Raw genomic sequence first — 24450 nt, forward strand, 5'->3', positions numbered from 1 at the left:
GCCGGAACCTTCTTGAAACAGCTGGGCAATCCTGTGCCATGAGCAGCGCGGCCCGGCCGCTGTCGGAACCGCGGGTACTCGCCCACGCCAAGCGGCGGCTCTTTCCCGCCGACGACGAGTCGCCCGCCTACGCGGTGGCCGACACCCAGTTCGCCAGCGAGGAGTGGCTCCCCGGCCGCCCGGTCGCGCCCGCGATCCGCGAGCGGCTGGCCCCGTTCAACCACGTCCGACTCGGTAGCGGCTACCCCGACCTCGTCGGGGTTCGCGCCCTCGAGCCCGACCTGCTGGCGGTCGAGCGGGTCGGCGACGAGCCGCCCCTGATCGCGATCGAGGCGAAAGGCGAGACCAGCGGCGGCGTCGACACCGAGCGCGGGATCGTCCAGGCCTACGACCGGCTCGGCGAGGCGAACGCGGCGTATCTCGCCGCCCCGATCGACGCGATCGCCGAGACCGATCGCACGCTCGCGACCGAACTGAACGTCGGGATCCTCGGCGTCGACGGCGCGGGCTCGGTCGAGCCCCTCGAGGTGCCCCGCGTCGTCGGCAACCGGACGTCGACCGAGGCGACGGCGCTGCGGTTTCAGGCGAGCGTCCAGGGGGTCGCCGACGCCTCCTTCGGGCTGAACCATCCCAAGAACTACCTGGGGTATCCGCTGGCTCACTACGCGGCCGGCGAGACGGCGACGCTGCTGTCGGAGTACGACGTCGTCGGGGCCGTCGACGACGCTCGCCGCGGGGCCGCGTTCCTTGGCCTGCTCGAGGACCGGCCCGGTCTCGAGGGCGATTCCCTGACGCCGCTGGGCGAGGAAGTCGTCCGGTTCGCGAAGAGCCACAGCGGGTCGGTCGAGGCAGCGCTTTCGGAGTTCGCGGACTGGTACCGCTCGCGGAAGCGATTCGTCGACCTCGCGCCGGCGTGGGGCCGGCTCGCACGGCGGGTCCTCTTCGACTACGAGGCGACGGGCCTGCTCGTCCGGGAACTCCAGCACATGCACGAGGACGGGATCGCCGATCCGTCGCTGGTCGACGTCCTCGAGTATCTTCACGCACTCCACCCCTCCTTCACCGTCGAGTTGTTCGTCCGCGGCGACGACGGCGTCCGCGGCCGGGTCCTGACCGACGACGGCGATCTGCGGCGCGGGCCCCTCGAGGACGGTTCGATCTACCACTCGCCGACCGTCTTCCAGCTGAAGACGATGCTGTTCCACGCGGGGATTCTCGATACGCGCGGGAGGGAGCCGCACCGGCTCGAGCCGCTCGCGGACAGCTGGGCGCTTCGGGAGCCGGTGTGAGACGCGACTGCTTCAGTCCTCTTCTAACTCGCCCGACTCGAGCGATTCGTCGAGATAGCGGGCACCCAGTTCGGTGAGCGAGTAGTAGCCGTCGCTTTCGCGGTCGAGCAGGCCGTGATCGGCGAGGGTTCGACAGCGCTGCCCGGTGTAATTCGGGTGGGAATCGATGTTGCGGCCGATGACTGCCGGCGGTACTTCGCCAGCGTCCCGAACGTACTCGAGAATAGCGTCGTCGGTGGGCACCATCCAGTCAGCGCGGTTTCGCATACCGGGGCCCGTGTTCTACTCGGCTATAGAACCCGTTCATGCAAACGAAAATGCTTGCATATGCGAATTCTAACACTCGCACATACGCATCTGCGAATCTTCAGGTTCGTATCTGCGAAGAATCTAAGTGAATCAGTCACGAAACGCTACTCGGACGGCAGCTACAGTTCCCACTGGGACAGCCGAGAAACGGATCGGTGTTCACGGCACCGATCCGCGGTAGCTCCCGTACCAACGCTACGGAAGCCATGTCCGACGACAATTCACGGGACCATGAAGGTCCCGACCGACCCGACGTATCGATCCCAGCCGCGTCCGATGGCGAACTGACGGATGGCACCGTCCGCGAGCGCCTCGAGATGATCGACCGACTCACGCGGTCGTTGCTCGCCGATATCCAAGCCGGAGCGGGAGCCACCCCGATCGGGGACGCCGACGATCGCTCCGAGGCCTGCCGACACGTTCGGGAGATCAGAGCCGAGGCCAGCCGCGTCGGCCTCCTGCTGTTCGGTCCCGAGATGGCGATTCCCTACGACCCAGCGGCTCACGATGGTCTTTCTTGCTCTGGATCCGGGGTCGCTCGAGGACGGGACGATCCGTCGCTACGATAACGCCAACGAGGATACGAAGGGCCACGAATGCCACGTCGCGCCGGATTCAGCGCCCCAGTCGATCGAGTTTCCCGGACTGGTGAACTCTACGAGCGCTTCTGGGACGAGATTCCGAAGCCTCAGTTCGAGTCATCCGACGACAGCAGGTGATACATCATGTCCACCACGAACGTACTCCTGGTCACGATCGGGGACGCCGACGGACTCTCCGAGGAGGGCCGCGAGGCGATTCGAACGCTGCGGGGCGGCGAGTCCGTCGACCGACCGGCGACGGTAACGGTCGCGAACGAGCAGCAACTGAGCGACGTGTTCAACGAGCGAACGTACGCGCTGCTTCGCGTGATCCGCGACGAAAACCCCGAGAGCATCCGCGAGATGGCCCGGGTCGTCGGTCGCGACGTGAAAAACGTCCACGAGGAACTGACGACCCTCGAGGCCTTGGGGATCATCCGGTTCGACGACGACGGGCAATCGAAGCGGCCGGTCTTTCCCTACGACGACCTCATCATCAGTCCCTTCGCGCACGACGGCGGTGATTCCGCTCCCGCAACTCCCTAACTACCGCAGTGAGTGTCGACTCCTATTCACCATCGGATTCGAGATCGTCGGCATCGAGTTCTCCCTCGAGATACTGCACTCCGGGCATAGCGATTTCGTAGTAGCCGCGCTCGACTCGAGTGACGAGTCCGTACTCGACGAGGACAGAGAGACGGCGGTTCACGTGGACGCGCGACTTGTCGATATTCTTCGCGATGACTTGCGGCGAGAGCAGCAACCCCGAGTTGAGAATCTCGAGAATTCTCTCGTCGGTGGGTAATTGCATCCACTCGCCGGGTTGTCGCATTGTTTTTGGGTAGCAAAACAGCTCCTTACGACTATCGATACGGTAGATACACGCTACCCACAGAATTCACCAGTGTTACCAATTAGTAACAAAAGTTATTAGGGAACGGCCAGAACTTGTTGGTACACGGGAACGAATCGTGAGGCGACTCCCTCGTCTCAGGAGAAAGCGGCTCGGTGCCCTGACACCGGGCCGCGACAGCTCCCGTATCACGCTACGGAAGCCATGTCCGACGACAACTCACGGGACCATGAAGGTCCCGACCGACCCGACGTATCGATCCCATCCGCGTCCGATGGCGAACTGACGGATGGCACCGTCCGCGAGCGCCTCGAGATGATCGACCGACTCACGCGGTCGTTGCTCGCCGATATCCAAGCCGGAGCGGGAGCCACCCCGATCGGGGACGCCGACGATCGCTCCGAGGCCTGCCGACACGTTCGGGAGATCAGGGCCGAGGCCAGCCACGTCGGCCTCCTGCTGTTCGGCCCGGAGATGGCGATTCACTACGACCCGGCGGCCCACGACGGCGATGCACCGGGGGTGTCTCGTAGTCGCTCGCTCACGACGGCGTTTCGAGGTCCGGAGCCGGGGGCGCTCGAGCAGGAACGTCAGCGGGACGGCGATGGATAGGTAACGGATTTCGTTCGTCAGGGTTCATTGTACGGGCTTTCTTCGATTTCGGCTCCTTGAAGGTCGATTCTGGTCTAATTAGTGAGACCTATCCAGGGACGCAGGCACAGATGGCCGAGAAGCGACGGTTCGAATTTTCATGCTCGTACACACGATCCGGTATCTCCTAGTTTTTCGACTCACTGAACGGCCCATTCTGTCCCCAAACCAGCGGAACTTGTCGCTCATTCGAAGATACGTTCTATTCTCACCAGGAGCCGAACTCGAGATATGCATACGAGGATTCGCGTCTCGTGTGCATATTCGGGAATCGGATTTTATCGACGTACAACCTCAGGGGGTTGGATCGAAACAGTGATTTACCATCTTCTATTCACTCAGTGGTTGGCTGAACGTCCCGATAACTATGTGTGCGTATTGATCGCTCATCGTCATCCTTTTCGGCTGACTCTTTGAGGGGCTGCTTATGGGACGCGAATTTGACAAGCTTGTCCGAGACGAGATTCCGGTGGTTATCAAACAGAACGGAGAGAAGCCTGTAACCAGCAGAGTTACCGGCGAAGACTACTCTGACCGATTAGTGGAAAAGTTAGAGGAAGAGGTAGATGAGTACCGAGAATCACGTTCTTTGGAGGAGTTGGCGGATATCTTGGAGGTTGTCCACGCGATCCGGAAAAGAAAGGGTGTGAGTGTCGACGAGTTAAATGAAAAGCGAGCGCAAAAAGCAGAACAGCGAGGTCGTTTCGACGAAGGAGTTGTCCTCGAACGGGTTGAAAAATAGCCATCCTGTACTTACCGCTCAGCCCCAGTCTAATCTCTCCTCTCCTAAGCGGACTCGACAACAATCGTTATCGAGGTGCCATCTTCATCTAATGCTGAAGTAGCACCGTTGTACCGTCTGGCACCGACCAGTTCGCCCTTCTCTCAGCGCGGCGCGCGCTCTGCGCGCCGCGCAATTGCCCTGCCCCCTTAGGGGCACCCTTTCCTGTCGGGGCTGCTCACCCTCGACTTCTCAGTACGAAACCAAAGACTTCGTCCACTGCGCTACGCGCCCTCGAGCGAACCCATCACCACGAAAAGGAGACCAATCCCCTCCCCGAGCCGCTTACCGCCCGAGTTCGGACGCGGCCGAATCTTCGAGCGCGACCTCGATCCCACCCTCTTCAGCAGAGACGGTGATCGAGTAGCCGTGATAGTCGAACGCAAGACTCTCGAAGCCCGCGGCATCGGGCAGCGAGTCCAGCAGGTCGGGATCGATCGCGTCGTAGAGCGGCTCGAGCGCCGTTGGATCGGCGTCCTCGAGTCGGGCGACGAGATCGATGACGGCCATACTGAGCTGCTCGCCTTCACTGAGAGAAACGGCTGTCGTCTCGATCGATTGCATCACTCTTGCTGGGGGGCCGCCGGTAAAGAAAATATCCCACTGTTGCAGCCGATCCGTTCTGGACGAAACGACAGTCAGGTTGTCCGATACGCGAGCGGCAGAGCGTCGGTGGGACGGCGGCGCTCGCAGTACCCCGATCGTGGCGTCGCCGACTCGAGTGTCACTCCCGCCGGGGGACCTCGTGGCGACCGAAGCCGTACCGCAGGCGGTTGGCGAGCCGACGCGAGAACCGGCCGTCGTCGGCCCGCGAGCCGAACCGCTCGGAGAGGGCGGTGTAGATCAGCGGCAGCGGGACCTCCTGCTCGAGACCCTCCTGGACGGTCCAGGTGCCGGTCGAGCCGCCCTCGACGCGGTCCGCGACGGTGCCCAGATCGCCGCCCTCCTCGCGGAAGGCCTCCTCGCAGAGTTCCAGCAGCCACGAGCGGATCACCGCGCCGTTGTTCCAGACCGACGCGACCGACTCGAGGTCGAGGTCGTACCGGCCCTCGTGAAGCAGTTCGAACCCCTCGCCGTAGGCCTGCATCAGCGCGTACTCGACGCCGTTGTGGATCATCTTGACGTAGTGGCCGGAGCCGGCGGGGCCCATCCGCCCGTGGCCGTCCGGGCCCGTCGCGACGGCGTCGAAGACCGGTGTCAGTTCGTCGTAGGCCCACTGGGGGCCGCCGACCATCAGCGAGAAGCCCAGTTCCGCGCCGGCGGGGCCGCCGGAGGTGCCGCAGTCGAGGTAGGCCGCGGGGCAGGACTCGGCCCGGCGGACCGAGTCCTCGAAGTAGGAGTTGCCGCCGTCGACGACGACGTCGTCGCCGTCGAGGTGGGGTGCGAGTTCCTCGAGGGTGACGTCGACCGCCTCGCCGGCGGGGACCATCAGCCAGATGCGCTTGTCCGCGCCCAGCCGGTCGACGAGGTCGTCGATCGAGTCGGCCGGGGTCGCGCCCGCGTCGGCGGCCGTCGCGACGGCCTCTTCGTCGAGGTCGAAGGCGACCACGTCGTGGCCCGCCGCGAGGGTTCGGTCGACGACGATCTGTCCCATTCGTCCGAGTCCGATTACGCCCAGTTGCATGGATAGGGGTCGGCCGGCCGGTGTGGTAGGGGTTGCGGTTCCGGGTTCGCGGGCGCGTTGCCGGGGTCAGTCCCCGCGACGCGAGGCCGACGGCGCGGGCTCGAGCGAGATTTCGACCCGGCTGCCGCCCAGGTCCGATTCGCGAAAGGAGACGCTGCCGCCGTAGTTGTCGACCATCCACCGGACCAGCCAGAGGCCGAGCCCGCTGCTGTGGGTCAGCTGCGTGATGTCGCTTGCGCCGGTGACGACGTCGATTTCGGCGGGCGGGATGCCGGGCCCGTCGTCGGCGACCGCCAGCCGGACCCGACAGTCCTCGCGTGCCACGGCGACCTCGACGGTCGGTGCCGGCCCCGCGTGTCGGATCGCGTTCTCGACGAGGTTCTCGACGACCAGGCCCAGTCCGGGATCGGCCCAGGCCAAGCAGTCGTCGGCCGTCGAGGCGGAGACGGTCGCATCGTCGGGGTCGAGCCCCTCGACGGTCTCCGTGACGGTCGCGGCGACGTCGACCGGCTCGAGGTCGCCGTCGCAATCGAGCGCGTACTGGATGGCGCGGGTCTTCTCGCTGGTGCCCGCGAGGTCGGTCGCGGTCTCTCTGAGCGTGTCGGCCGCGGCGGCCAGGTCCGGATCGTCGAGCCGTTCCCGGAGGAGTTCGGCGTAGCCGATGACGACGGTGAGGTCGTTCCGGAGGTTGTGCCGGAGGACGCGGTTGAGAACCTGCAGGTACTGTTCGCGCTCCTTGCGCTGGGTGATGTCCCTGACGACGCTGACGCTGCCGTGGAACTCGCCGTCGTCGTCGCGGGGCAACAGCGAACACTCGATCTCGACCGGGAACCGCTCCCCGTCGGCGGTCGTGTAGGTGGCTTCGAAGCCCCCGCTGTCGCACTCGTCGTCCGAGAGCAGGTCTCCGACGTGTTCGACCGCGCGGTCGTAGGACTCGTCGTCGAAGATGCGGGCCACGGGCTCGCCGACGAGTTCGTCCCGCTCGTAGCCCAACCGCTCGGCGAGCGGGTCGGTCACGAGCGTCAGGCGAGCGTCGCCGTCGATGGCGTACACCATCCCTTCGAGGGTCTCGAGGATCCGTTCGTGGCGCAGCAGTTCCTCGCCGCGCTCGGCCCGCTCGAGGGCGGCGGCCGCGCTGGCGGTCAGCAACCGTGCGAGTTGGACGTGCTGGTCGTCGAACGCGTCGACGACCGGCGACCCGACGTTGAGCAACCCGTGGTCCCCGATCGGGACGCACATGCCGGCCTGCAACTGTTCGTACTCGTGTGGCGAGTTGGTTCGGAGGTTCTCGATGAGGACCGGTTCGCCCCGGCGAAACGCCTCCACCATGGGCCCCTCGTCGAGGGCGACTCGCGTGCGGTCTCGGATTTGATCGCCGCTGGCTTCCGAGACGGCCGTCAGGACGAGGTCGTCGGAGTCGGCGTCGTGAAGCCGGACCGTGGCGAGATCGAACCCGAGGACGCGTTCGGCGGCCTCGACGACGACGTCCGAGACGTCGGCGCGTGACTCGCAGGCGAACAGCGAGCGTGTCGTCTCGAGCAGTCCGGTGACGACGTCCGCACGGCGGCGGCGTTCGGTCACGTCGCGGACGACGCAGACGAACGCGACGTCGTCCGGATCGGCCGCCGAGAGCGGCGTGACGTTGGCCTCGACGCGGACGGTCCCGCCGCCGACACGCCGGAGTTCGGTCTCGAACGTTTCGTGCCCCGTCTCGCCGCCGGTCGGCGACGCGACTGCGGCCGTCCAGTCGCAGCAGGCGTCCTCGCCGATGATCGGCGCTACCGAACGTCCGACGAGTCGCTCCCGGGAAGCGCCCACGAGATCGGCGAAGGCGTCGTTGACGTGGACGAACCGCCGGTCCGAATCGACGACGATGACGCCGTCGTCGATCGTCTCGCAGCGCTCCGCGGACCCGACCGGCGGCGCCTGCTCTTCGGCCGTTCCTGTTCGAGGAGGAGAGTCAGTTCGCACGTCGGCCGCGGTCGGCGGTTCGGTCGCGACGGCTCCGACGCGATCGGCGAGAGAGGGGCCACCCGTCCGGACGACGTACTCCGTCGCGCCGGCTCGCGTCGCCGCGGCCGCGACGGTCCCGTCGGGCGTCGCCGTCGTATAGATGACCGGCACTGCCGGTGCGACGTCCCGGACTGCGGCGACGGTCGCGACCCGGTCGCTTTCCGTCCCATCGACGACCACGCAATTGACCGGGGTCGTCTCGAGGCAGTCGACTACCGCCGCTCGGTCTCCCGGCCTGACCACGTCGAAGGCACCAGCGAGATCACGCGGCGGCGTCGGATCACCGACGAAGACGACGCGCTGGCCGACTCGGGACACGGTCTGACCGACGGTTGGTGCCGTTAGTCATTAATGTTGTGGCAGGGTACCATGGGGCGAGGCGCGACCTACGCGACCGGTTCCTCGAGGCGTGCCCAGCCGATCGCATCGAGGACGACGATGCGGTCGTTGTACCGGACGTAGACCCCGTTGTACTCGCCGCCGTCGGCGTCGTAGTAGGGCAGCGACTGGCGGATCCGGTCGACGACCGACCACGCGCCGTCGCGCTCGAGCGTGACGTGTTCCCACTCCTCGTGTGCGCCGTTGCGGACCGCGCGCTCGAGCGCCTGTCGTGCGCCGGGAATCCGGCCGAGCCGTTCCGCCGAGGCGTCGACGACCGTGGCGTCGGCGGGGACTTCGTCCGGGCCGATGACCCGCGCGCCGAGGTCGGCTTTCGATCGCGAGGCGCCGGTCGCCGACCGCTCCGAACTGAGTACGTAGCCGGCGACGGCGGCCGTCCCGACCGCGAGCAGTGATAGTGCCACGTCCTTGCCCCTGATCATTAGCGAGTACCTTACAGTAACCGATTAAGTATCTTTCGCAAGAACGTTCGTTGCTAAGGTGTTCCGACGGAAACCGATCCCCCATCGCCGTTACAGGAGACTGGCGACGTTACCCGACAGCAGCCCGGCGACTACCAGCAGACCGACGGCCGCGAGCGCTGCCGCCCGGAAAAAGGGCAGGGCGTCGCGAGCCGGCTCGCGGATCTTCTTGCCGGTGAGGCCGGCCTCGAGTCGCTTCGAACCGATCTCGACGAGGGCGGTCAGCACCAGCCAGAGCGCGACCATCGCGAGGACGAGGTGGCCGTTCGTCGAGCCGAAGAGCCTCTCACTCGTGTAGGTCCGTCCCGCCAGATGTCCGCCCGAGAGAAAGAGAACGAGCGAACTCACGCGCGAGACGGTCGTCAGCTTCCCCGAGATCACCTCGAGCGGGTGGGTCGTGTTGAACGCGCCGTCGCGTGCCAGCGGCAGGACGACGGCGGCGACGAAACAGACGCTGCCGGCCCAGAGGGCCGCGAAGACGAGATGAAGTGTTCTGGCGGCGAGAACGTCGATCATACGGGATCGGTCGGACAGCGGGCGTATCAGCGTTCCGACTTCGGATCGCCCGACTGTCGCGGCGGTTGTCGCGTTCGCCCGCGGTCACTCGAGCCAGTCGGGCGTCCACGCGACCAGGCGTCGCCGACAGAGCGCGTAGAGCAGCGACACTGCGAGGCCGCCGGCGGCGGCGGTGACGAGCCACCCCTCGAAGACGAGCAGGGTCGGGACGGCGAGCGCGACGCCGAGAACGGCGTCTTCCGGCGCGCCGTCGTAGCGGATCCAGCGCCGCGGGCGGAGCCAGCGGCCGCGCACGTGATCGTAGACCGCGCGATCGGTACGCTCGTTCCACGGGTCCATCTCGGGCCCGCCGCCGATCGAGTCACTGAGGGCGTGAAGCCAGGCCGTAACCGCGAACGCGGCGACCGCAAGCGTCGCGCTCGCCGGGGCGACGGCCGCGACGGCGACGGTGGGGACGGCGACCGCGATCCCGGCGACCGGGAAGTGAAACGTCCGCCGGTGGGCGAACACGAGGTCGAGGTCTGGGGCCAGCCCGCCGAGGATCGCCCCGAGCGCGAGCGCCGTCCCGAACTCGGGAACGTGGTACGCGACGGGGGCGACGACTGCGAGCCCGGTGAACACGTGCGTGGTCGCCATCATCGGTACGGTCGGCTACGGGCGCGAGAAGCAAAAACAGTTAGTCGAGGTTCTCGCCCTGGTAGCTGCCCTCGTAGACGTCCTCGTGGTCGGCCCCGGCGAGCACCAGTTGGGCGATCCGCGCCCCGCGCTCGAGTTCGATGTCGTGGTGGACCTGCAGCAGGCCCTCGCCGCGGCCCTCGTAGCCGGCGTCCCAGACGGCCGTGTTGAGCATACAGGAGTTGCGCATGAGCGACGACCGGGGGTAGACGAAGCCGACGTGGCCCTCCGGGATGGCGATCCGCTCGCCGTATCGAACGACGTAGGCCCCCTTCGGCAGGTAGTAGGTATCGGGATCGGCCTCCTCGAGTTCCTCGAGCGGACGGGCGATCCGGTCGCCGATCTCCTTTCCGTCCCGGGTGATGCGGCCCGGTTCCAACTGCTCGAAGACGACGTCGGCGGTCAGGTCCACCCCGTTGGGCTGGACCTGCTCGTCGGTCGTCGGCGAAACGTGGTCGGCGACGAACGCACCGGAACGGAACATCGTGTTGGTTCGACGCCGCGGCGACGAGAAAAGCGTATCCGTTCGCGGTGACTCGACGGTGCGGTAGCATCCGTCACGCCGCGTCGTCCCCCTCGCCGCTCGTCCCACGGTTCCTGCCCGTCGGTTCGTGCCGTCCGCGCCGTCGTCGCTTCGCTACCGAGGAGCCACATGCGGCCGCTGAAAACGCGTTCGACGAACGATCTGTGGGCCGGCAATATTCACGGATCCCCTTCCCATTCGGGAGGGGGAATTGGGCCCCACATCGGTAGAAACACGCTGGATTTATCAGGACGGACGGCCGACTTTTGGGTGCTATGGGACAGACTCTCACCGAAAAGATTCTCGACGACCACCTCGTCGAGGGCGAACTCGAGACCGGCGAGGAGATCGGGATCGAGATCGACCAGGTACTTACCCAGGACACGACCGGAACGATGGTCTGGCTCCAGTTCGAAGCGATGGGACTGGACGAGGTCCAGACCGAAATCGCCGCGCAGTACTGCGACCACCAGACGTATCAGTTCGACTTTAAGAATACCGACGACCACCGTTTCCTGCGTTCTGCAGCCGGCAAATACGGCGCTTATTTCTCTCGACCCGGCAACGGCATCTGCCACAACGTCCACCGCGAGAACTTCGCGGCCCCCGGCAAGACCCTGCTGGGTTCGGACAGCCACACGCCCACGCCCGGCGGCCTCGGTGAACTCGCCATCGGCGCCGGCGGGATCGACGTCACCGTCGCCATGGGCGGCGCACCCTACTACATCGAGATGCCCGAAGTCGTCAACGTCCGCCTCGAGGGCGAGCTCCCCGAGTGGGCCACCGCGAAAGACGTCATCCTCGAGCTGCTCCGTCGCCTGACCGTCAAAGGCGGCGTCGGCAAGATCCTCGAGTACACCGGCCCCGGCGTCGAGTCGCTGACCGCGCCCGAGCGGATGACCATCACCAACATGGGCACGGAACTGGGCGCGACCTCGTCGATCTTCCCGACCGACGAGCAGACCAAAGACTACCTCGAGCGTCTCGACCGCGGCGAGGAGTACGAGAAGCTCCAGCCCGACGACGACGCCGAGTACGACGACGAGATCGTCGTCGACCTCTCCGACCTCGAGCCGCTGATCGCACAGCCCTCGATGCCGGACAAGGTCGTGCCGGTCCGCGAGGTCGCCGGCCAGTCCGTCGAACAGGTCATCGTCGGCTCCTGTACCAACGGCGGCTACGAGGACGTCCTCCCGGCCGCGAAGATGCTCGAGGACCGCGAGGTCAACGCCACGACCGAGATGATCGTCGCACCCGGCTCCAAGCAGGCCTCCGAGATGCTCGCCCGCGAGGGCTGGGTCGCGGAGATGATGGCCGCCGGCGTCAACTTCTCCGAGGCGACGTGCGGTGCCTGTATCGGCATCGGTCACGTCCCCTCCTCGGATTCGGTCTCGCTGCGGACGTTCAACCGCAACTTCGAGGGCCGCTCGGGCATCGAAGACGACAACGTCTTCCTCTGCTCGCCGGAGGTCGCCGCCGCCGCGGCGATCAAGGGCGAAATCATCGACCCGCGCGACCTCGCCGACGAGGAAGCGGGTCTCGAGGCTCCCGGCATCGAGCTGCCCGACGAGTACGACGGCTCGAAGACGGACCTCATCACGCCCGAGGAGGCCCCCGACGACGAACTCGTCAAGGGCCCGAACATCGGCGACGTCCCGCTGAAGGACCAGCTCGACGCCGACATCGCCGGCGAGGCCCTCCTCAAGATGGAGGACAACATCACGACCGACCACATCATTCCTGCGACCCAGGACATCCTGATGTACCGGTCGAACATCGACAAGCTCTCCGAGTTCACCCTCTCGCGCGTCGACGACACGTTCGCCGAGCGCGCCCGTGAGGCCGACGGCGGCGTCCTCGTCGCCGGCGAGAACTACGGCCAGGGCTCCTCGCGTGAACACGCCGCGATGTGTCCGATGTACCTCGGCATCGAGGCCGTCCTCGCACAGAGCTTCGCCCGGATCCACCGCGCGAACCTCTTCAACTTCGGGATCGTCCCGCTGACGATCGACGAGGACACCTACGCCGACATCGACCAGGGCGACGAGGTCGAGATCGTCGACGACGTCTACGACGCCGTCACCTCCGGTCAGGAGGAGTTCACCGTCCGCGTCAACGGCGATGAGTACACGGCGACGCTCGATGCCTCCGAGCGCGAACGCGCGATCCTCGCGGCCGGCGGCAAGCTCTCCTGGACGAAAGAACAGGCCGAGAGCGGCGAGGGCGGCGCGACGCCCGCCGACGACTGATCGGCTACCCGCCGAGACGGTCGCCGACCCCAATTCTGTCTTTTTCACCGGGCTCGAGTGGCGACGCTCCCGTCGATCGGTTCCGCTCTTCGATCACAGTCGCGGGCTGGCGACCGATGCCGGCAACGGTACCGGACAACGCCACCGTCATACCGTTCGGCCGGATAGCACGACCGAATGCCCGCCGACGGACACGAAAACGCTGGCTACCGACGCCTGTTCGAGCCCGACGGTCTGACCTTCGGGACCGGCTTCCCCCTGACGGGGGCGAACCGATCGACGCCCGACATCGAGGCCGAACTCCGCCTCGCCGAACACGCCGAGGCGGTCGGCTTCGACGGCCTCTGGGCCCGCGACGTGCCGACCTACTGGCCGAAGTTCGGCGATTCGGGCCAGACGTTCGACACCTGGCCGTGGCTCTCCCACGTCGCGGCCCGGACCGACGAGATCGCGCTCGGCACCTCGAGCGTCGTCCTCACGCTCCGGCATCCCCTTCACGTCGCGAAGTCGGCCGCGACGGTCGACCGGCTCTCCGACGGCCGGCTCGTCCTCGGAGTCGCCTCCGGCGACCGCGACCCGGAGTACCCCGCCTTCGACGTCGACCGCGAGGAGCGGGGCGCGCTGTTTCGCGAGTCCGTCGACGCCCTCCGAACGGTCTGGCGCGAGGAGTTCCCCGAACTCGAGGGTCGATGGGGCCGACTCGAGGGCGACCTCGACGTCGTGCCGAAGCCGACGACCGAGACGATCCCCCTGTTACCGACCGGCAACGCCCGCCAGTCCCGCGAGTGGATCGCCGACCACGGCGACGGCTGGCTGTTCTATCACCTCCCCGAGTCGACCCTCGAGAGCTATCTGGCCGAGTGGCGCGCGGCCGCCGGCGACAAGCCCTTCGCGATCGCCGTCCGGGTCGAGTTGGCCGACGACCGGACGGCCGATCCCGAACCGCTTCACCTGGGCTTTCGGGCCGGTGTCGAGTGGTTCCGAGACTACTTCCGTCGACTCGAGGCCTACGGCCTCGATCACGCGATTATCGGGATTCAAAACGACGACCGCGAGGCCGCGCTGGCGACGTTCGCCGACGAGATCGTCGACGAACTGTAGCGGCTCACTCGCCGTCGCCGTCCTCGGCGCGCTCGCGCAACTGCCGCTTCTGGCGGCGCTCGGTCACGTGGTCGATCCCGTCGGCCAGCTCCTCCCGGACCTCGTCCTCGAACCCGTCGACCGCCTCGAGGAACTCCCCCGAGAACTCCTCGACGAGTTCGAAGGTCCACTGGTCGCTGATCGCGCCCGCGGGGAGATGCTCGTCCCGGAGGGCGTCGGCCCACTCCTCGTGGCCGGCCTCGCGGAGTCGGTCCTCCGCGTCGCCCATCCGGTCCATCGCGTGCCCGAGTTCGTGGTGGAACTCGAGCAGGGTACCGTACGCGCGGTGGACGTGTTCGATCCCCAACTGGAGTTCGTGTAGCGCCGCCAGTTCGGCCTCGCTTAGCTCGAGGTCGTCGAGGTCGACGTCCGTCTCGGGACCGGCGGTCGAGTCGTGATCTGTCATGGGAGAACCGACGGCGACGCGGGTGAAAACGGTCGGCGTTGAGCCTGCCGGACCCGCCGGTCAACACTCGCAGCGGTCGCCGAGTTCCGGGGCGGTAGCGTCGACGCCGTCGGCGCGCAGTTCCTCGGCGAACGCCTCGCAACGGTCGCCGTGATTGATCAGGACGCGAGCGTCCTCGTAGGCCGCGAGGAACTCGCGGAGCCCGTCGCGGTCGGCGTGGGCCGAGAAGTCGTACTGTTCGACCTGTGCGCTGACCGCCAGCATCCGGCCGTCGATCTCGGCGCTGCCGGTCTCGAGCAGGTCTCGGCCCGGCGTTCCCTCGACCTGATAGCCGGTCATGGCGATCTTGTTTGTCGGATGCGAGCGGACGGCGGGGACGTACGTCATCGCGGGGCCGCCGTGGAGCATCCCGCTCGTCGTGATAATCGCCGTGTTCTGCTCGGCGATGCGCTCGCGCTGTCCGTCTCGTCCTGTGACGAACCGTGCGTGGGATTTCGCCCGCCCGAGCGCGTCCGCGTCGCGGACGAACTCGGGGTGATGCAGCAGCATCTCCGTGATTCGTTTCCCCATCCCGTCCACGTAGCAGGGGATGTCGTGTCGCTCACAGAGCAGCAGCATCTCCTGCGTGCGGCCGATGGCGAACGCGGGGATCACGACGGTGCCGCCCTCCCAGAGCGTCCGCTCGAGGCTCTCGACGAACCGGTCTTCGACCGTCGGCCGATCCTCGTGTTCGACATCGGAATACGTACTTTCGCAGATCACGACGTCCGCATCGGGACGAGCAGTCGTCTCGGCCACCAGCCGCTGGTCGGTCGTATGGAAGTCTCCGGTGTAGAGGAGTCTCGTTTCGCCGTCGTCGACGAGTACGTGTGCCGAACCCGGGATGTGGCCGGCGTCGAAAAACGTCACGTCGTGACCGGCGGCCTCGAACGTCTCCCGGTAGCCGTGTGTCCTCGAGACCTGGGTGGCTCGCTGCACGTCGGTCTCGGTGAACGGACACTGTAGCGTTCCACCGTGTAATTTCAGCGTGTCCCGCGCGAGCGTCAGTGCGAGTTCGCGCGTCGGCGGCGTCCAGTGGATCGGCGGGCGGGCGTCGCCGCTGAGCAGCGAGGGAATCGCGCCGACGTGGTCCAGATGACCGTGACTTACCACGACCGCGTCGGGATCTGCGTCGCCCGGGAACTGCGGCGGGGTTCCCGATTTCATCCCGTAGTCGAGCAGGAGGCGATCGTTTACCAGGATCGCGCTCCGGCCGACTTCTCCCGCACCGCCCAGAAACCGAATCTCCATTAGCGACTGCTAGTCGCTCGTGCCGTTTGACAACGTCGAATCGCTCCGCTTTGTCGGGAGCCGAACGCTCACTGTCGTGGGTAAAGGGAACGAAACGGAAATGCCAGCCGACCGTTTCGCCTCGAGTTCGGTCTCCCCTCGACGTCGCTGTGGTGAGACACGGCTGTCGGTTCGGACTGCACGCTCGACGAGTCGTTCGAAGGCGTGCGACTAGTCTATAGTAGCCGTTGAAACGATTTACACACTGGTCGCAACGCTGTCGTTCGATCAGGTGTGCAATGACGTTCAGCGGCTACTATAGCGGAACCTCGCGACGAAACGACCTCGGCGTTAGTAGACGATACAGCGTGTCATAGAATCATTCACGAGGGTGTCATAGAACAGTTTGCATACCTTGCTCTGCTGACCTCGGGAAGCGATAAGTACAGACGGCTCACATATATCCAGAGGAGTAGTAAATCAAACGTCAGGGGCCAGATCTATTTGAACAGCAAATGGATCATCTTCATTAGGCCCAAGGTCTGCTGGAGCAATTGTCAGATGGGGATCACTGATTGGACTAGCATAATCGAAACGATTTGTTACAGTCCCTCGACCCTCAACCGTAACTTCCGCTGTATACATACCTTTCTTATCCGCAATATGTGCGTGATTGTCATACGATTCTTTCGGCTTCATGCTAAATGAAGCCTCTCCAGTGACATCCCCACTAATGTTCGTTATTTTAATTATTCCTTTTATTTCCTCATCGAACCCGTTCTCCACCGAAAACGTTCTCATTGTCCCCTTTGGTACCGTTTCATCGTCTTCCTCTGATTCTGTATCTTGCTCCGAGTCCTTGTCTTCTGTATCTTGCTCCGAATCCTTGTCTTCTGTTGAGTCATTTTCAGACGGTTCTGCTGTTCCTCCGTTACTGGTACTACATCCTGCAATTGTAGCGGTAGTGACGATCGCTGTAGTAAGGAATATCCGTCTTTTCATATTTGTTGTAATTCACACGGTCTACAAGTGCTTTCGGGAAACGGCTGTTCACTTCGCAGACCTACTTATTGGTGCGTTCACTGTAGGCATGGGTGAAATCAATGCTGTGGAAAGCGTTCTACGACACCCTCGACGATAGGTTCCTCCTCAATCCTCGGCCGTGACTTGCCCCGGTGCTTCTCGTGCAGGTGCTGGTGGCTCGTGGGTACCGAAGTCGGGATGGGTCTCTTCCATCCACAGGAACACGACTGCCCCCGAGACGAACATCAAGAGCGCAGTCATGTAGAACGCGGCTTCGGTGTTCACGAACTGCATCGTGAGGCCGATCAGGATCGCGCCGACGCCGTAGCCCGAGTCGCGCCACATCCGGTAGACGCCCATGCCTGCCGACCGCCAGGTCGGGTGGGCGGCGTCGCTGGGTACCGTCATCAGGTTCGGGTAGAGCAGCGCCATCCCGAGACCAGAGACGCCGGCTAAAACGGCCCACGGGAGGTAGCTGTCGACGAACACCATTCCGAGGACGCCGGCACCGGCGACGAACATCCCCGCGACGACGGGCGGGCGGCGACCGATGCGGTCGGCGAGGCCGCCGGTCCCGATCTGGAGGAAGTACATCGCGCTGTGGACGCCGACGACGACGCCGACGGCCTCGATTGCGAGCCCCTGACTCGTGAGATACAGCGGCACGGCGATCCAGAACAGCGTGTCCACGAAGTTCTCGATGTGACCGGCCTGGGCCGCTGCGAACAGCGTCTTGTCGCCGTAGGTCGCGCGCTTCAGGACCTCGTTGAACGGCAGGTTCGCATCGTGGTGGTCGTCGTCGCCCTCCAGTTGCGCGAGGTGAACCGTCTCCTTGATCAGGAAGATCGAGATGAGGAACGCCAGCACCACCACGATGGCGAGGAAGTAGAACGGCTCGGGCCGGAGGTTCCACTGCCCGGCGATGACGCCGGTGATCCACGCCCCGGCTGCGACGCCGGTGTAGCCGAAGGCCTCGTCGATGCCGACGGCGAGCCCGCGCTGGTCGGGACTCGCGAGGTCGATCTTGGCGTTGATCGCCATGCTCCAGGTCAGCGCCTGGTTGATCCCCAGCAGGATGTTCCCGACGGTGATCCAACTCCAACTCGGCGCGTAGATGAGGATCACCGGGATCGGCAGCGCGGTGAGCCAGCCGAGAACGAGTACCGGCTTGCGGCCGTACTCCTCGCCCCACTTGCCGGCGTAGAGGTTGAGCAGCGCCTTGACGAAGCCGAAGGAGACGACGAACGAGCCGATGACGAAAAACGACTCGACGCCGAGCACGTCCTCGCCCAAGACGGGGACGACCGTGCGCTCGGAGCCGATCGTCAGCCCCGTCGCGAACACCAGCAGGACGTGCAGCGAGAACTGTCCGAGGTGTTCGCGAATGCCCTGTTTCAGGTCAGTTTGCCCGCTCATCGATTACTCGGCTGCACAGCGGTTCGGGCCCAGTTCGAGCTCGGACAGTTCGTCGTCGGGGACGTCCTCCTGCCCGACGTTGGTGCGCTTGACGCGCTCGAAGTTCGGCGGATGGTTCGGGATGTCCGAGGCGAGCGTCTCGACGAACTCCTCGCGGTCACGGCCGAGATCCTCGTTTTGCGCTTTGATGTCACCGAGTGTCGCAGTCACCGGTGGCTCGGGTGATCCGGGATCGTGTGCCGGCAGGACGACGGCGTCGTCCGGCCGATCCAGCAGGCGCTGGAGGCTCTCGTAGAGCGTGGCCGCGTTCCCTTCGATGTCGGACTCTTCGATCCCGGCTTCGACGCCGAGTTCGACGCGGCCGACGCTCTCGTGGAAGAGCGTATCGCCCGTGAGCAGGGCCTCGCCCTCGAGATCGAACGAGACGCTGCCCTCGCTGTGTCCCGGCGTGTGGATCACGTCGACGTCGACGGTCCCGATCTCGATCGACTCGCCGTCTTCGATCGGGGTCGCGTCGATCGCGAGCGCGTCCTTCGGGTGGAGGTAGTAGGGAACGTCGTGCCGCTCGGCGAGTTCCGCACCGCCGGAGACGTGGTCGGCGTGCGCGTGCGTGTCGAAAACGCCGACGAGGTCGGCGTCGTACTCCTCGAGGATCGCATCGTACTCGTCGAGGTAGTGGGAGGGATCGAACGCGGCGGCCTCGCCGTCCGAAACTAGGACGTGCGAGAGACAGCCCTTCCCGGGACGGGCGACCTGAACGAGCGTCCCGTCGAGATCGGTTTCAACGGGCGCGCTTCGGTGGACGCGGCTCCACCCGTTCATCCCGTCGGTCAGCGTCGCGGCGTCGTACCCCATCTCTCGCAGGACGTCCGTCGCCGTCTGCGCGACGACTCCCGCGGCGCAGACGGTGACGATCTCTTTCCCTTCCGGCAGGTCCTCGAGGGCATCCCCTGTCCTCTCCGGATCGTCCTGTAGTTCGTCGTAGACGTCGACGTTGACGCTGTCCGGGATATGCCATTCGTCGTAGTCCGCTCGGTGCCGAACGTCGAGGACGAGAACGTCGTCCCCGTCGGCCTGCAATCGCCCACTGAGTTCGTCCGGAGTCACTTCTGTCATCGGTGGTCTCCGATAAGAGGCATATCTGCATATGGGTGGTGCCGGTCATGACCGGCACAGCTATTGCGATAGCGATCGAATAGCGCGTATGAGCCTGTACGAGGCCTCGTTCCGGGTGAAACACGAGTGTCCCTATCGGGAGATCTCGGAACGGCACCCGGACCTCACGATACGCGAGTGGTATCTGAGCGACTGCCAGGTACTCGAGATCACGTCCTCGGAAACCCCGACGGACGATCTGCTCGCGGAGATCGACAGTCTGGGGACGATCCTGCACCGATCGATCGACGACTCCGGGTTGCACGTCGTCACGCAGGCGTGTCTCTGTTCGCTGGAGGGGTCGATCATCGACCGATTCGAGGAGTACAACTGCCTGTACCAACCGCCGACGATCCATCGGCAGGGCTGGGAACACTACTCGGTGATCGCGTTCGACGAGGGCGACGTGCGAGCGCTGATTCGGGACCTCGAGTCCGACCGGGATATCGACGTCCTCTCGAAGACGGCCATCGAGGAACAGCAGATCCCACACAGCATGTTAGCGCCCGTCGATCAGCTCTTCGAGGATCTCACCGACCGACAGCTGGCGGCGCTCCGGTTGGCCCTCGAGAGCGGATACTACGAACAGCCCCGGAAGACGTCGCTACGCGAGTTGGCCGAGCGGACGTCCGTTGCGCGCTCGACGTACGAGGAGCACCTTCGGAAAGCCGAGAACAAACTCCTCACGAACGCGGGCGAGTTCTTGCGGTTGGTGACGGCGACGTCCACGGGAGACCCACTGCACGTCGAGCAACCACGGACGCCCGAACAGAGCGCCGACTGACCACGCGACGAGCCGACGCCGTCGTCGCGTCAGCCGATGGTCAGTACTTCGTCGGCGTCTTCGACGATGCGAAGGCAGTCGCCCATCGTCGAACGGGGCCTGAGGTCGTCGGGGTCGATGTCACGAGAGTCGAGGCAGGTACCACAGGCGAAGAGGTCCCCGCCGTTTTGCGTGTACTTCCGCATGACTCCGTGCGGGTTGAACTTCTCGTGCTCGAGGTCGGGCGCTTCGACGCCATCGCCCAGCAGGAACACCTCGACCACGTGTTCCGCATCGAGGGCGGTGTTCGCCAGTCGAAATCCGTTCCAGACGCGCTCGGGGTCCGTCTCGAGGATGAGTCAGAGGTGCATACCGGCATTTGGTCTGGGAGCCACTCGTGAGCGGCGCCGTCCGGTGGATATCGGGGTGGACGTCGTCCGACAGCAGCACCGGGACCGTACCGACGTGATCGAGTTGGCCGCGGTCGACGACGACGGTCTCGGGGCCGATGTCGCCGATCGGAAACGCCGGCGGATTCCCCGAGTCCATCCCGAAATCGGGAACGGGCCTCTCGTCGATACAGAGCGCGCTCCGACCGATCTCGCCGGCACCGCCGAGAAACCGTCCGTCCATTACACGCAACCGCCCGGACCGTTCGACGCCATCGGCTACCACCGACTGCGCTCGAGCGAGCGCGCCCTCGCGAACGGCCCGACGGACTGGTCACCGAAAGAGAATAGGCTCGGGTGCGTCAAGGGAATGCACGGATGAACGACACACTCGACGAGCGGGACGTCAAGATTCTCTTTGCGATCGCCGATCGGGAGACCGATAACACGGAAATCATCCACGAGGAGACGGGCATCCCGAAGTCGACGGTTCACTACCGCTTGCAGAATCTCAAGGAGGCGGGCGTCATCACGAACGATCTGTACGAACTCGATCTCGACGAGGTCGGCCTGGGGCTGACCGTCATCTCCGAGGTCTGGGCGGAGTTCGACGAGGGGTATCACGAACGAGTCGGCGAACAGCTCGCCGATATCGAGGGGATCAATCAGGTGTATTTCACGATGGGCGACACCGACTTCGTCCTCATCGGGCGGCTCACCTCGCGGGATATGGTCGAGCGACTCGTGGAGGACTACGAATCGATCGACGAGATCAACCGGACGAGTTCGAAGTTCGTCATCTCGACGATCAAGACGAGCGAGGGGATCGGCACCCTGCGCGACTACGATCGGAAATCGTTTCTCGAGGCACACGGCCTCGCGGACGAGACGGAGTAGCTATCGCCCGGTATCACACGAATCGGCCGTCCATCGCCGGCTCCTGACTCGCCGCTACTGCTTGCCGGGGGGTCTCGAGTTTCGAGTCCCATCCCGGCGTCGAGAGTCGGCGACGGTCGCCCGAAACGCCTCGAGGTGACGGGACGACGGCGGTGTCCCCACCACCGCTTCCCGGTCGCTCATTCGTAGGCGGGGATGCCGGTGAACTCCTCGCCGAGGACGAGCGTGTGGATGTCGTGGGTTCCCTCGTAGGTGTAGACCGTCTCGAGGTTGGACATGTGCCGCATCGGCGAGTAGTCGGTGGTGATGCCGTTGCCGCCGAGCATCTCGCGGGCGATCCGGGCCTGATTGCGCGCCATGCGGACGTTGTTTCGCTTCGACATCGAGACGTGCTGTGGCCGCATCTCGCCGCGCTCTTTGAGTTCGGCGAGCCGGTGGGCGAGCAGTTGCGCCAGCGTGATCTGGGTACCCATCTCCGCGAGCTTGCGCTGCTGGAGCTGGAACCGACCGATCGGGCCGCCGAACTGGTCGCGGTCTTTCGCGTACTGGCGGGCCTCCTCGAAGCAGTCGCGGGCGGCCCCGACGGCACCCCAGGCGATGCCGTAGCGGGCCTGCGTGAGACAGGACAGCGGCCCCTTCATGCCCTCGACGCCCGGGAGGACGTTCTCCTCGGGGACGTGGACGTCGTTCAGGCCGATCTCGCCCGTGATCGAGGCCCGCAGCGAGAGCTTGTCGTCGATCTTGTTGGTCGTGACGCCGTCGCGGTCGGTCTCGACGAGGAACCCGCGAACGGGGTCGTCCGCCGCCGACTTGTCGCGCGCCCAGACGACGGCCACGTCGGCGATCGGCGAGTTCGTGATCCAGGTCTTGGAGCCGTTGAGAACGTAGCCGTCCCCGTCGCGCTCGGCGCGGGTCTCCATCGCCGACGGGTTCGAGCCGTGTTCGGGTTCGGTGAGACCGAAGCAGCCGACGGCCTCACCGTTGCCCAGTTTCGGGAGCCACTCCGATTTCTGGGCCTCGCTCCCGTAGGCGTGGATCGGGTACATGACCAGCGCGCCCTGAACCGACGCCATCGAGCGCAGCCCCGAGTCACAGGCCTCGAGTTCCCGCATCAACAGGCCGTAGGCCGTCTCGGAGACGTTCGGCGAGCCGTAGCCCTCGAGATTGGGGGCGTAAAACCCCATCTCGCCCATCTCCGGGATCAGCTCGGTGGGGAAGGTGCCGTTCTCGAAGTGGTCGCCGACGTCCGGGCGCACCCGGTCGTCGACGAACTCCCGGGCCGTGTCCCGGATCAGCCGCTCTTCGTCCGTGAGTTCCGACTCGAGGTCGAGGAAATCGAACATCAGTTCGTCCCCTCCGTGGCACTCGCTCGAATCGCGTTACAGAGGATGTCCATTCCGACCTCGGCCTGTTCTCGGGTGAGGACGAGCGGCGGGATCAGCCGCAACACGTTCCCGTGTCGGCCGGCGTTCCAGACGAGGAGCCCGTTCTCGTAACAGCGGGTCTGGATCGCTTCGACCAGGTCGGCGTCGGGGTCGCCGTCGGCGTCGACGAACTCCGCGCCGACGAAGAGCCCTTTGCCCCGCACGTCCACCAGTTCCGGCGTCGTCTCCGCGACCTCGTCGAGCCGATCGCGGAGATACTGTCCGAGCGTCGTCGCGTGTGACAGCAGGTCGTGGGATTCGATGTACTCGATCGCTCGCAGCCCGCCGACCATCGCCGGCGCGTTGCCGCGGAAGGTCCCGACGTGGCCGCCGGGCCCCCACGTATCGAAGTCCTCGTGATAGAGCATCGCCCCGATCGGCAGGCCGGTCCCGCCCAGCGCTTTCGCCATCGTGATCGCGTCGGGGGTCACGTCGAAGTGGTCGGTCGCGAACCACTCGCCGGTTCGTCCCAGTCCGGTCTGGATCTCGTCGACGATCAACATCGCGTCGTTGTCGTCAGCGATGTCGCGAAGCCCCTGTAAGAACCCCTCCGGGGGAACGACGACGCCGCCCTCGCCCTGGATCGGCTCGACCCAGATCCCGGCGGGCGTCTCGTGACCGCCGTAGGGAGCCTCGAACTTTCGCTTGACGGCGTCGAGACACCGCTCACACGCGTTTCGATCGCCCGCGCCCGCGTTGCGCGTCGGATACGGGACGTGAACGGCGTCCGCCAGTAGCGGCCCGTACCCCTCTTTGTACTTCTTGCCCGCGGTGAGACTGAGCGCGCCGGCGGTCGTCCCGTGATACGCACCCTCGAAGCCCAGGATCCCGTGGCGACCCGTGTTGTGTTTGGCGAGTTTGATCGACCCCTCGATCGCGTCGCTCCCGCTCGGACCGCCGAACACGACGTTGCTCGAGCCGGCCAGACCGCCCGGGGCGATCGTTCGCAGTTTCTCGATGAGATCGACCCGCGCCTCGGTCGGGAAGTCGATCGTGTGCGCGATCGACTCGAGTTGCTCCTGGGTCCCCTCGAGAACGTAGGGGTTGGAGTGCCCGACGTTCAGGACGCCGATCCCCGCGAAGAAGTCGAGGAAGGTGTTTCCGTCGACGTCCCGGATCGTCGCTCCCCGCGCCTCCTCGAGCGCGACGGGGACGCGGCGCGGATACGCCACCGCGTTGCTGTCGATCTCTCGTTGGCGTTTCAGTAGTGTCCGTGAGTTCGGTCCCGGCACCTCGTCGACCGATGGTTCGGTCGCGAAGTGAAGCTCGTCGATCGATGGGCCTACGGCCATGGGCCATAGTCACCCTCCTAGGATATATTTGGTTTGGTTACGATTATAGCGCCTTACTGTAGGTAAAAAGCTACAATTAGGGTACAAAATAGGATTATATCTAAATGCATTGTTTCACTGACCTCTATATCTCGTTCCTCGAGGGGTGGTTGCCGCGTATTGTCGGGCGTCCGCTCGCCGGCAGTCGGACGACCGTTCCCCATGTAAAATCCAATACTGTGGCTAAAAATCGGATGAACAGCATTATAGAGAACAGATTCTGGTAATAATCCTATCTGTGCGGAAGATATAAGTGGCATACCATTTATGGAGTATGTGTAACGGAGACACACGACACACCATGTCAGAGACC

26 protein-coding genes and 2 pseudogenes are annotated in these 24450 nt (G+C 65.1%); 9 read left to right on the forward strand and 19 right to left on the reverse strand.

The genetic code is table 11. The features are described 5' to 3' along the window. Nucleotides 1–38: 38 nt before the first annotated feature. A complete protein-coding gene (locus tag A6E15_RS01275) occupies nt 39–1289 on the forward strand; it encodes a hypothetical protein (protein ID WP_076143042.1) in 1251 nt (416 codons plus the stop codon). Nucleotides 1290–1301: 12 nt separating this feature from the next. Here A6E15_RS01275 and A6E15_RS01280 read toward each other — a convergent pair whose 3' ends face one another. Together A6E15_RS01280 and A6E15_RS20705 are read right to left on the reverse strand one after the other, a co-directional pair. Next, nucleotides 1302–1556: a hypothetical protein gene (locus tag A6E15_RS01280; protein ID WP_076143043.1), complete on the reverse strand. Its 255-nt coding sequence runs from the start codon at nt 1554–1556 to the stop codon at nt 1302–1304. Nucleotides 1557–1819: 263 nt separating this feature from the next. Then, nucleotides 1820–2104, reverse strand: a complete 285-nt coding sequence (locus A6E15_RS20705) for a hypothetical protein (protein ID WP_175607187.1) — start codon at nt 2102–2104, stop codon at nt 1820–1822. A gap of 22 nt (nt 2105–2126) precedes the next feature. Here A6E15_RS20705 and A6E15_RS21840 point away from each other — a divergent pair. Then, nucleotides 2127–2317: pseudogene (locus tag A6E15_RS21840) on the forward strand (toxin-antitoxin system TumE family protein); the annotation flags it as partial. Nucleotides 2318–2323: 6 nt separating this feature from the next. Further along, a complete protein-coding gene (locus tag A6E15_RS01290; RefSeq protein WP_076143045.1) occupies nt 2324–2725 on the forward strand; it encodes an HVO_A0114 family putative DNA-binding protein in 402 nt (133 codons plus the stop codon). Between the two features lie 22 nt (nt 2726–2747). Here the strand turns inward: A6E15_RS01290 and A6E15_RS01295 are convergent, their stop codons facing one another. Beyond that, on the reverse strand, nt 2748–3011 hold the full coding sequence (locus tag A6E15_RS01295) for a helix-turn-helix domain-containing protein (protein WP_076143046.1): 264 nt from the start codon (nt 3009–3011) through the stop codon (nt 2748–2750). A gap of 225 nt (nt 3012–3236) precedes the next feature. Here A6E15_RS01295 and A6E15_RS01300 point away from each other — a divergent pair, with 225 nt between their 5' ends. Both A6E15_RS01300 and A6E15_RS01305 read left to right on the forward strand, forming a co-directional pair. After that, nucleotides 3237–3644: a hypothetical protein gene (locus tag A6E15_RS01300; protein ID WP_076143047.1), complete on the forward strand. Its 408-nt coding sequence runs from the start codon at nt 3237–3239 to the stop codon at nt 3642–3644. 466 nt (nt 3645–4110) lie between these two features. Then, entirely contained in the window at nt 4111–4425 is a 315-nt protein-coding gene (locus A6E15_RS01305; protein ID WP_006650796.1) for a nucleoside triphosphate pyrophosphohydrolase, read from the forward strand. Between the two features lie 324 nt (nt 4426–4749). Here A6E15_RS01305 and A6E15_RS01310 read toward each other — a convergent pair whose 3' ends face one another. From A6E15_RS01310 to A6E15_RS01340, 7 genes are all read right to left on the reverse strand, one after another. Next, nucleotides 4750–5028 (reverse strand): HalOD1 output domain-containing protein, encoded by a 279-nt coding sequence (locus A6E15_RS01310; protein WP_076143048.1) that lies wholly within the window; start codon nt 5026–5028, stop codon nt 4750–4752. 160 nt (nt 5029–5188) lie between these two features. Beyond that, a complete protein-coding gene (gene gnd, locus A6E15_RS01315) occupies nt 5189–6088 on the reverse strand; it encodes a phosphogluconate dehydrogenase (NAD(+)-dependent, decarboxylating) (RefSeq protein ID WP_076143049.1) in 900 nt (299 codons plus the stop codon). 66 nt (nt 6089–6154) lie between these two features. Next, nucleotides 6155–8419 carry a PAS domain-containing sensor histidine kinase gene (locus A6E15_RS01320; protein ID WP_076143050.1) on the reverse strand — a complete coding sequence of 755 codons (2265 nt, stop codon included), beginning with the start codon at nt 8417–8419 and terminating at the stop codon, nt 6155–6157. A 68-nt stretch (nt 8420–8487) separates the two neighbouring features. After that, the gene (locus A6E15_RS01325; protein WP_076143051.1) at nt 8488–8922 is read right to left on the reverse strand and encodes a hypothetical protein; all 435 of its coding nucleotides are present in this window, start codon (nt 8920–8922) and stop codon (nt 8488–8490) included. A gap of 90 nt (nt 8923–9012) precedes the next feature. Next, nucleotides 9013–9477 carry a copper resistance protein CopD gene (locus A6E15_RS01330; protein ID WP_076143052.1) on the reverse strand — a complete coding sequence of 155 codons (465 nt, stop codon included), beginning with the start codon at nt 9475–9477 and terminating at the stop codon, nt 9013–9015. A gap of 84 nt (nt 9478–9561) precedes the next feature. Beyond that, nucleotides 9562–10116 carry a hypothetical protein gene (locus tag A6E15_RS01335; protein WP_076143053.1) on the reverse strand — a complete coding sequence of 185 codons (555 nt, stop codon included), beginning with the start codon at nt 10114–10116 and terminating at the stop codon, nt 9562–9564. A 37-nt stretch (nt 10117–10153) separates the two neighbouring features. Continuing rightward, nucleotides 10154–10744 (reverse strand): deoxyuridine 5'-triphosphate nucleotidohydrolase, encoded by a 591-nt coding sequence (locus tag A6E15_RS01340; protein WP_277612873.1) that lies wholly within the window; start codon nt 10742–10744, stop codon nt 10154–10156. 206 nt (nt 10745–10950) lie between these two features. Between A6E15_RS01340 and A6E15_RS01345 the strand changes: the two genes are divergently transcribed. Beyond that, a complete protein-coding gene (locus tag A6E15_RS01345; protein WP_076143055.1) occupies nt 10951–12924 on the forward strand; it encodes an aconitate hydratase in 1974 nt (657 codons plus the stop codon). A 177-nt stretch (nt 12925–13101) separates the two neighbouring features. Further along, entirely contained in the window at nt 13102–14025 is a 924-nt protein-coding gene (locus tag A6E15_RS01350) for an LLM class oxidoreductase (protein WP_076143056.1), read from the forward strand. Nucleotides 14026–14029: 4 nt separating this feature from the next. Here the strand turns inward: A6E15_RS01350 and A6E15_RS01355 are convergent, their stop codons facing one another. From A6E15_RS01355 to A6E15_RS01370, 5 genes are all read right to left on the reverse strand, one after another. Further along, nucleotides 14030–14470, reverse strand: coding sequence for a hypothetical protein (locus tag A6E15_RS01355; protein ID WP_076143057.1), 441 nt, complete (start codon nt 14468–14470; stop codon nt 14030–14032). A gap of 60 nt (nt 14471–14530) precedes the next feature. Further along, entirely contained in the window at nt 14531–15760 is a 1230-nt protein-coding gene (locus A6E15_RS01360) for an MBL fold metallo-hydrolase (RefSeq protein WP_076143058.1), read from the reverse strand. A gap of 459 nt (nt 15761–16219) precedes the next feature. Continuing rightward, the gene (locus A6E15_RS20190; protein ID WP_139326551.1) at nt 16220–16741 is read right to left on the reverse strand and encodes a hypothetical protein; all 522 of its coding nucleotides are present in this window, start codon (nt 16739–16741) and stop codon (nt 16220–16222) included. 147 nt (nt 16742–16888) lie between these two features. Beyond that, a complete protein-coding gene (locus tag A6E15_RS01365) occupies nt 16889–18178 on the reverse strand; it encodes an MFS transporter (RefSeq protein ID WP_076143059.1) in 1290 nt (429 codons plus the stop codon). A 3-nt stretch (nt 18179–18181) separates the two neighbouring features. Further along, entirely contained in the window at nt 18182–19294 is a 1113-nt protein-coding gene (locus A6E15_RS01370) for an MBL fold metallo-hydrolase (protein ID WP_076143060.1), read from the reverse strand. Nucleotides 19295–19382: 88 nt separating this feature from the next. Between A6E15_RS01370 and A6E15_RS01375 the strand changes: the two genes are divergently transcribed. Next, nucleotides 19383–20117 carry a helix-turn-helix domain-containing protein gene (locus tag A6E15_RS01375; protein ID WP_076143061.1) on the forward strand — a complete coding sequence of 245 codons (735 nt, stop codon included), beginning with the start codon at nt 19383–19385 and terminating at the stop codon, nt 20115–20117. A 29-nt stretch (nt 20118–20146) separates the two neighbouring features. Here the strand turns inward: A6E15_RS01375 and A6E15_RS01380 are convergent, their stop codons facing one another. Together A6E15_RS01380 and A6E15_RS21280 are read right to left on the reverse strand one after the other, a co-directional pair. Continuing rightward, nucleotides 20147–20452, reverse strand: a complete 306-nt coding sequence (locus tag A6E15_RS01380) for a DsrE family protein (protein WP_277612943.1) — start codon at nt 20450–20452, stop codon at nt 20147–20149. Nucleotides 20453–20498: 46 nt separating this feature from the next. Beyond that, nucleotides 20499–20729: pseudogene (locus A6E15_RS21280) on the reverse strand (MBL fold metallo-hydrolase); the annotation flags it as partial. Nucleotides 20730–20863: 134 nt separating this feature from the next. On the opposite strand from A6E15_RS21280, the gene A6E15_RS01390 reads away from it, so the two are divergent. Continuing rightward, complete coding sequence (locus A6E15_RS01390) at nt 20864–21382, forward strand: Lrp/AsnC family transcriptional regulator (protein WP_076143062.1); 519 nt, start codon at nt 20864–20866, stop codon at nt 21380–21382. A 179-nt stretch (nt 21383–21561) separates the two neighbouring features. Here the strand turns inward: A6E15_RS01390 and A6E15_RS01395 are convergent, their stop codons facing one another. Beyond that, nucleotides 21562–22725: an acyl-CoA dehydrogenase family protein gene (locus A6E15_RS01395; RefSeq protein WP_076143063.1), complete on the reverse strand. Its 1164-nt coding sequence runs from the start codon at nt 22723–22725 to the stop codon at nt 21562–21564. Beyond that, complete coding sequence (locus A6E15_RS01400) at nt 22725–24098, reverse strand: aspartate aminotransferase family protein (protein ID WP_076143064.1); 1374 nt, start codon at nt 24096–24098, stop codon at nt 22725–22727. Before A6E15_RS01400 ends, A6E15_RS01395 begins: the two co-directional genes overlap by 1 nt. Nucleotides 24099–24450 lie beyond the last annotated feature (352 nt).

The sequence above is a fragment of the Natrinema saccharevitans genome (assembly GCF_001953745.1).
Taxonomy (GTDB): Archaea; Halobacteriota; Halobacteria; order Halobacteriales; family Natrialbaceae; genus Natrinema; species Natrinema saccharevitans.